This is a genomic window from uncultured Clostridium sp., from assembly GCF_934754925.1.
Taxonomy (GTDB): Bacteria; Bacillota; Clostridia; order Clostridiales; family Clostridiaceae; genus Clostridium.
In genome coordinates this window covers 1-7,671 of the sequence record NZ_CAKVJA010000069.1, presented here as the reverse complement: position 1 = coordinate 7,671, position 7,671 = coordinate 1, and the positions used below count along the sequence as shown (strand labels likewise).

Annotated in this window: 6 protein-coding genes and 2 pseudogenes; 4 read left to right on the top strand and 4 right to left on the bottom strand. The window is 27.5% G+C overall.

Annotation, left to right across the window (positions count from 1 at the left end; genetic code table 11):
* Positions 1 to 731: pseudogene (locus tag Q0G30_RS13425) on the bottom strand (hypothetical protein); the annotation flags it as partial.
* Between the two features lie 190 nt (positions 732 to 921).
* Between Q0G30_RS13425 and Q0G30_RS13420 the strand changes: the two are divergent.
* On the top strand, positions 922 to 1,440 hold the full coding sequence (locus Q0G30_RS13420; protein ID WP_294391037.1) for an NUDIX hydrolase: 519 nt from the start codon (positions 922 to 924) through the stop codon (positions 1,438 to 1,440).
* 65 nt (positions 1,441 to 1,505) lie between these two features.
* Here Q0G30_RS13420 and Q0G30_RS13415 read toward each other — a convergent pair whose 3' ends face one another.
* Positions 1,506 to 2,609 (bottom strand): DHHW family protein, encoded by a 1,104-nt coding sequence (locus tag Q0G30_RS13415; RefSeq protein ID WP_294391034.1) that lies wholly within the window; start codon positions 2,607 to 2,609, stop codon positions 1,506 to 1,508.
* A gap of 14 nt (positions 2,610 to 2,623) precedes the next feature.
* Positions 2,624 to 4,000, bottom strand: coding sequence for an MBOAT family O-acyltransferase (locus tag Q0G30_RS13410; protein ID WP_294391032.1), 1,377 nt, complete (start codon positions 3,998 to 4,000; stop codon positions 2,624 to 2,626).
* Between the two features lie 267 nt (positions 4,001 to 4,267).
* On the opposite strand from Q0G30_RS13410, the gene nadA reads away from it, so the two are divergent.
* From nadA to nadC, 3 genes are read left to right on the top strand one after another with little or no spacing between them, the layout of a single operon-like run.
* On the top strand, positions 4,268 to 5,173 hold the full coding sequence (gene nadA / locus Q0G30_RS13405; protein ID WP_294391029.1) for a quinolinate synthase NadA: 906 nt from the start codon (positions 4,268 to 4,270) through the stop codon (positions 5,171 to 5,173).
* Between the two features lie 4 nt (positions 5,174 to 5,177).
* On the top strand, positions 5,178 to 6,461 hold the full coding sequence (locus Q0G30_RS13400) for an L-aspartate oxidase (RefSeq protein ID WP_195467852.1): 1,284 nt from the start codon (positions 5,178 to 5,180) through the stop codon (positions 6,459 to 6,461).
* The gene (gene nadC, locus Q0G30_RS13395) at positions 6,439 to 7,278 is read left to right on the top strand and encodes a carboxylating nicotinate-nucleotide diphosphorylase (RefSeq protein ID WP_195467851.1); all 840 of its coding nucleotides are present in this window, start codon (positions 6,439 to 6,441) and stop codon (positions 7,276 to 7,278) included. Before Q0G30_RS13400 ends, nadC begins: the two co-directional genes overlap by 23 nt.
* Positions 7,279 to 7,408: 130 nt before the next feature.
* Here the strand turns inward: nadC and Q0G30_RS13390 are convergent.
* Positions 7,409 to 7,671: pseudogene (locus tag Q0G30_RS13390) on the bottom strand (hypothetical protein); the annotation flags it as partial.

Genomic DNA, 7,671 nt, shown 5'->3' with positions numbered 1-7,671 from the left:
GTTGGTCCTTGAATACCTTGAACACCTTGTGCTCCTGTTGCTCCTGTTGCACCTGTTGCTCCTCTTAATCCTTGTGGCCCTTGTGCTCCAGTTGCCCCAGTTGGTCCTGTTGGTCCTTGAATACCTTGAACACCTTGTGCTCCTGTTGCTCCTGTTGCACCTGTTGCTCCTCTTAATCCTTGTGGCCCTTGTGCTCCAGTTGCCCCAGTTGGTCCTGTTGGTCCTTGAATACCTTGAACACCTTGTGCTCCTGTTGCTCCTGTTGCACCTGTTGCTCCTCTTAATCCTTGTGGACCAGTTGCTCCTCTTAATCCTTGTGGCCCTTGTGCTCCTGTTGCTCCTGTTGCTCCTCTTAATCCTTGTGGTCCTTGTGCTCCTGTTGCTCCAGTTGCCCCCCTTGGTCCTATTGGCCCTTGCGCTCCTGTTGCTCCTCTTGGTCCTGTTGGCCCTGTTGCTCCTGTTGCTCCCTTACATCCTTGAGGACCTCTACATCCTGGTTCACCCTTTGGCCCTCTTGGACCTCTTGGTCCAACACAGCAACAACATTTATATTGATCTACACAATCTTCCTTAAAAGAAGATTCCATATTTTCATCTATATTATCTGAAAATAGCTCTTCATCTTCATTCCAAGTATTATATTGATTCATTCTACTTCTACTTAATCTGCCTCTTCTACTTAATCTACTCCCATTATTAGGATCATTCATTGAGTTATTATAGTATCGCATTTTATCCTCCCAATTATATACCAAAATTTATCATTTGATTTATCTACACTTTCATTTTATGTTTATAAATTCTTATTGTTACATATTATTTATACAAAATACTTTTAATATTACTTTCCTATACTATGATATAATATATAAATAATATATTTTATATATTATAAACTTCTACATATAAGGAGATCTATTTATGAAATTTTATGAAAAAACTATTAAAGAAACAGTTGTCTATAATGGTAACTATTTAAACCTAATAAATATTGATGTTGAATTGCCTGATGGTAATTTATCTAATAGAGATATAATAAAACATCCTGGAGCTTGTGCAATAATTCCTTTTATAAATGACAATGAGATTATATTAATAGAGCAATTTAGAAAACCCTTAGAAAGAACACTTCTTGAAATTCCAGCTGGAAAACTTAATAAAAATGAATCTCCTATTACGTGCGCTCATAGGGAGTTAGAAGAAGAAACTGGATATAAAGCCCAAAACATGATTTATCTTGGAAAAATTGCTACTGCTCCTGGCTTTTGCGATGAAATAATTCATTTATTTAAAGCTACTAATTTATATGAAGGTAAAAAATCATGTGATGAAGATGAATTTACAGATATAAAAAAAATTACGCTAGACGAGATGAAACTTCTTATAAAAAAAGGTGAAATAATAGATACAAAAACCATTAGTATTTTATCTTATCTATAATATATAAATAATTTACGCAGTAACTTTTAAAAAGTAATTCATCTTTTTATTGTTACTGCGTAAATTTAATACTTAAGCCTCAATATATTATTGTCTGTAGCTAAATTTATAAAGTTATATATAATTAAAATATTTTCAAAATAATTTTTTTCTAAATAACTACTTAATCTACTAGTAAAATACCTTAGATCTATAACATGAATTTCTTCGTAATTTTGAGTTAAAAACGGAACTAACGAATTTCCAAAGGAGTCTTTTATAACTAATATTTTTTTATTATTTTTAATGTCTTTATTCTTTATTATAGTTAGTGGATTATTTCCATATAAAAATAATGAATATTTATCTCTTAAGTTTACCTTTGAATAATCATATATAGAATCATATATCTTATCGCCAACTATCTCCATTGTTAGATTATTAAAATTATAATAAACCATAGTATCTGGTTTAATATTAAAAGATTTTGCTTTTGAATAATATGTTCCATAAAAATTTGGCAATTCTACCTCTTGAAGTCCTTCTAAATCAATTTTATTCTCATTGATTGAATTAATAAAATTACAATATGCTAAATAAGCTCCATATGTAGTCCAATGATGATCTGTTTTATAATATATATACTTATTTTTATTATCTATTAAGTCTTTCATTACATCTAAGTTATTAGTAAATTGTAAAAAATTATATATTTCATTAATTATTTCTCTTTGCATAATTATAGGTGAATTCATAGGTAAATTTTCTTTATATATTTCATATGAATTAGGTATAATCATTAATGAAACTTTATCATAGTAATTTTGTGAAAAGTTGTTTATAGCTTCAATATTATTTTTTAATCTTTCTTCATTTAAAGAATCAAACTTTTCAAATAACTCTCCATTACTTCCATATATTATTCCATTGTTTTCAACCTTTCCTAAAGCATATTCACTTATTGATTTCAAGCTTATCCATTTATCTCTTAATGGAAACTGATCATTAATATACTTTTCATAGTCTTCTTGAAAACTACCATTAAGAAAACCTTTTATTGAAAATTTAACATTTGTTTTTAAATTTCTATTTTCCAACTCTGAAAACTTTTTATCATTTTTAATTAAACTACCTATTGCTAATACCATAACTACTATAATAAAAGAATATAACAAGTAATTTTTTTTCATATAATCACCATCCCTTAAAATCTAAAATATAAAAATGGATTATATGTCGCATCGACCAAATAAGCTATACTTATTAGAAATATAACCATTAAAATAATTGTATTTAAGATATCACTCTTAATAATCTTATTATATATATTTTTTACTATAGGAGTTGCAAGTGCTGCTGCAATTATAAAAGTAATTCCGTAATTTCGTACATAATATATCCATTGATTATTTTTACTTATGCTAAACATTTGTTTTAATAATATTTTTAACTGTTCTAAATCTACTACTGCAAATATTGTCCATCCAAGTAGTATAAAAAATATTGAATATATATGTGAAATTATTTTATATTTTTCTAAAAACTTAAATAAGAAAGCTTTCTCAATACTAATTAAAACAAAAAAATATAATCCCCATAATATAAAATTGTAACTAGCTCCATGCCAAAATCCTGTTAAAAACCATACTATAAAAAGATTAATATATATTCTTAACTTACCTACTCTATTTCCTCCTAATGGTATATAGACATACTCTTTAAACCAAGACCCTAATGTAATATGCCATCTTCTCCAAAATTCAGTTATACTTTTTGATATGTAAGGATAATTAAAATTTCTTGGGAAGTTAAATCCTAATATCTTACCAAGTCCTATTGCCATTAATGAATATCCACTAAAATCAAAATATATTTGAAATGCAAATGCTAAAACAGATATCCATGCTATTACTGTTCCTATTCCATCAAATCCCTTCCCTTCAATTTCAGACCAAAATGCTCCTATATTATTTGCTATAAGCACCTTACTTCCTAATCCAAGTATAAATAACTCTATCCCATCTTGAATTTGCTTTATATCTATCTTTCTATGTTTTAATTCAAGATTTATATCAGTATATTTAACTATAGGTCCTGCAATAAGCTGTGGAAATAAACATACAAATGCTCCAAAATTAATAATGTTTTTTTCAGCCTTAACTTTCCCTAGAAATACATCTATAGTATATGACATAGTTTGAAATGTATAAAAACTAATACCTAAAGGTAATGTTATTTTTACATATTTTAGAGATAACCCAAGAATATTATTTATATTTTCTAAAAAGAAGTTAAAATACTTAAAGAAAAATAAAATTCCTAAATTAAATAATATAGATATGGATAAAAGCATTATACTTACCTTCTTATTATTTCTACTTTTCTCTATTCCTCTACTGACAAAGTAATCTACAAATATTGATGCTACCATTATTAAAAAGTACTTAGGTTCACCCCAAGAATAAAATATTAAACTTACAAGCAACAAAGTTAAATTTTTAAATTTATTTGGGGTTAAAAAATATAAAATCATTGCTATAGGCAAAAATCTAAATATAAATAAAACACTACTAAAAACCATTTTTTCTCTCTTTCCTACGCCTCTTAATTCCCAATATTTTCATGAACCTCAGAGGCGTTATTTTAATATTTTTCTCTTCTTAATTAGACTATATTCCCTACTAATTTGTTCCTTATGCCATTTTTCAAATTATATTCTGTAAATATATGTATTGACCTCAGAGGAAGCTTATCCTTTTCTACAGATACAGTTATATTGAATTATGTATACTTTTATGATAATCTTGTGTATATACACATGTAAATATTTTTAAAAGGAAGTGTAAAAATGAACTTAAAAGAAGAAATACTAAAATTAAAAGAAGAAAAAAATGCACTAATAGTTGCTCATCTTTATCAGTGTGATGAAATTCAGGAAATTGCTGATATAGTTGGTGACTCTTACTTCTTAAGTAAAAAAGCTATGGAAAGTAATAAAGACTTAATAATCTTTTGTGGAGTAAAATTCATGGCTGAAAGTGCAAAAATTCTTTCTCCAAATAAAAAAGTACTTATTCCATCAAATAGTACAACTTGCCCTATGGCTGATATGGCTTTAGTTAATCGCCTTGAAGTTTTAAAGGACAAGCATCCTAATGCTAAGGTAGTCAGTTATATTAATTCTAATTTAGATATAAAAGCTTTGTCTGATGTATGTGTTACTTCATCATCAGCTATTAATATATTAAATAATATAGATTCTGACGAAATAATCTTCTTACCTGATCGAAACTTAGGTGGGTATTTAGCTGAACAACTACCAAATAAAAAATTCACTTTATATCCTGGTTTTTGTCCTACTCATGAAAGAATTGAAAAAGATGAGATTATAGAACTAAAAGAAAAATATCCAAACTATCCTGTTTTAGTTCACCCTGAATGTAATAAAGAAGTTCGTGATTTAGCTGACTATATAGGAAGTACATCAGAACTTATTAATTATAGTGCTTCTTCAACTGCTGATGGATTTATTGTAGTAACTGAAGAAGGTGTATTTTATGAAATGAAATTAAAAAGTCCTAATAAAACTTTTATTCCTACAAAGACAGGAATGATTTGTCCTAATATGAAAAAAATATCTCTTAATGATTTATATAATTGTTTAAAAAATGAAGAATTTGAAATTCATATTGACGAAGAACTTAGAGTTAGCGCTCATAAAGCTCTAGAAAATATGCATCTTTTATCAGTGTAAAATTATGAATTATGATGTTTTAATAGTTGGTACAGGTGTTGCAGGCCTTTATACTGCTCTTAATTTAAGAGATGATATTAGGATATTAATGATAACTAAAGATACTTTTAGAGATTGTAATAGTTATTTAGCTCAAGGAGGAATTTCAACTTCCCTTGGCATTTTTGATGAAGAAAATTATTTTAATGACACAATGAAAGCAGGAAATTATCATAATGATACTGAAGCAGTTAAATTTCTAATAAAAAACTCCGTTGAGAATATTAATAATTTAGTTAAAATGGGAGTACCTTTTGATAGAACTGAAGATAACCTAAGATATACAAGAGAGGGTGGTCATAGTGAATTTAGAATAGTCCATGTTAAAGATGAAACTGGAAAATCAGTTACTGAAACTTTATTAAACATTGCTGCTAATAAAAAGAATATTACTATGATAGAAAATATAACATTAATAGATTTAATCTCTAAAGATAATATTTGTTATGGTGGAATCTTAAAGGACTCAAATAAAACTTATAAGGTAAATAGTAAATTTACTATCTTAGCAACTGGCGGTATTGGTGGAATATTTAATTCTACAACTAATATCGAGTCTCTAACTGGAGATGGTCTTAATATCAGCCTAAAAAATAATATTGAAATTAAAGATATGGAATATTTGCAACTTCATCCTACTGTTTTATATGAACCATCAGCTAAAGGAAAGAAATTGCTTTTATCAGAATCTCTACGTGGCGAGGGTGGAATAATTTTAAATCAAAACCACGAAGAATTTATTGATTCCTTACTTCCTAGAGATATTGTATCTACTGCAATATTAAAAGAAATAGAAAAAACACCAGATACTCCTTATGTTTATCTAGATATGACTAAAAAATCAAAAGAATTTCTAATGGGTAGATTTCCTTTTCTATATAATGAATGTTTAAAAAGAGGTTATGAGATGGATAAAGATCTTCTTCCTATAGCTCCCGCTCATCATTACTGTATGGGAGGAATTAAAGTTGACTTATTTTCTAGAACATCTATGAATAATCTTTATGCTGTTGGCGAAGCTAGTTGTACTGGGGTACATGGAAGTAATAGACTTGCTAGTAACTCACTACTAGAAGCCTTAGTTTTTGGTAAACAAGCTTCTGAAAATATTAACTCTAAAATAAATGAAATAAAATTTAAAGAAATTATTGAAGAACCTAAATCATATGCATTAGATTCTTATGAAGAATTAATAAACTTTTTAAAAAGAAAGGTGGATAATAGATATGCTAAACTATTTAATTATTGATAAAATAATTAAAAATGCACTAGAAGAAGATATTCCTTACGGTGATATTACAGCTTCCTCTGTAATTACTAAAGGTTCTAAAGCAAAAGCTTCTCTAATTGCTAAAGAAGATGGAATCATTTGTGGATTACCTGTATTTGAAAGAGTATTTACCATATTAGGTGAAGTTGAATTTATATCATTAATTTCAGAAGGTTCAAAAGTAAAAACTGGCGATATAATTGGTGAAGTTAAGGGCGATGCTCTTAATATTTTAATGGGTGAAAGAGTTGCTTTAAATTTACTTCAAAAAATGAGTGGAATTGCAACATTAACTAACAAATATGTAAATGAACTTAAAGGACTTAATACAAAACTTTTAGATACAAGAAAAACTACGGCTAATCTTAGGATATTAGAAAAATATGCTGTTAAAATAGGTGGTGGAAATAATCATCGTTTTTCTTTATCAGATGGAATTTTAATTAAAGATAATCATATTGGATACGCTGGTAGCATAAAAGAAGCAATTAGGCTAGCTAAAGAAAATTCTTCATTTGTTAGAAAAATAGAAGTTGAAACTGAATCTAAAGAAGATGTAATAGAAGCTCTTGAAGCTGGTGCTGACATAATTATGCTAGATAATATGTCTCCATCCCAAGCTACTGAAATGGTTAAATTAATAAATGGACGTGCTCTTACAGAATGTTCAGGAAATATTACTTTAGATACTGTAAGAAATTATGCATTGTCTGGTGTAGATTTTATTTCCTCAGGTGAATTAACCCATTCAGTAAAAGCATTCGATATTTCTTTAAAAAACTTCATGCAATTATAAAATTTTATGAAAAAAGTAATTATATTTCCCAAAAGAAGACTATATAAACTTCTATATAAACTTCTATAGGAATTATAATTACTTTTTATTTATCTATTCTATTAAATGAAAAAACCTTACTATGCTTAATCTATAGATATTTAGTATAATCACTTAATTTTAATGGATACTCTAATTTAGGTGGTTCTATCTTTATTTCTTTAAAATCTCTTTCGAATACATTTCTATTATATAAAATTTTTTCTGTTTCTCCATTAAATGTTGCTGCTAATTCATTAAAGAAATATGAACATTTTATTTCACCTAAATTATAATAACAAACACATAACTGTAAGCTTGGTATCCATGTATAATAATCACTATTTGAAATAGCCATATTATAACTATCTGGCC